This window comes from Herbaspirillum sp. FG34 (genome assembly GCF_057809315.1).
The window spans coordinates 1-521 of sequence record NZ_JBMDJS010000058.1; the positions used below are offsets into that span (position 1 = coordinate 1).

Here is a 521-nt window from a genome sequence, read left to right on the forward strand (position 1 = left end):
CAATCCGCACCGTGGCCGTCGTTGACGAAAGCCTGCAGCATCGACGGCACGAAGTGCAAGGTGGTGATGCCGGCCTGATCGATCAGCGCTGCCAGCCTTGCCGGGTCGCGATGCTCGCCGGGCGCGGCCATGACCAGTTCGGCACCGGTCATCAAGGGCCAGAAGAATTCCCACACCGAGACATCGAAACCGAAGGGCGTCTTCTGCAGTACCCGGTCGTCTGGACCCAGCTGACAGGCTGCCTGCATCCAGGCCAGCCGGTTGTACAGGCTGCCGTGACGGTTCGCGGCCCCCTTGGGCTGGCCGGTGGAACCGGAGGTGTAGATGACGTAGGCCAGCTGTTCTGGATGGATTTCCAGACCAGGATTGTCGGCAGACGCAATATCGGACAGTGTTGCCACATCGACGATACGGCACCCTGACACTTCGGGTAACTGGCCCAGTACAGCGGCGTGGGTCAGCAGCAGGCTGGTGCGGCTGTCCTCGATGAAATAGCGCAGCCGCTGCGGCGGATGGTCGGG

At 63.5% G+C, this 521-nt stretch carries 1 protein-coding gene; it reads right to left on the minus strand.

The features are described from left to right. On the minus strand, positions 1-521 hold a 521-nt coding region (locus ACODSZ_RS23140; protein ID WP_488928652.1), incomplete at both ends, for an AMP-binding protein.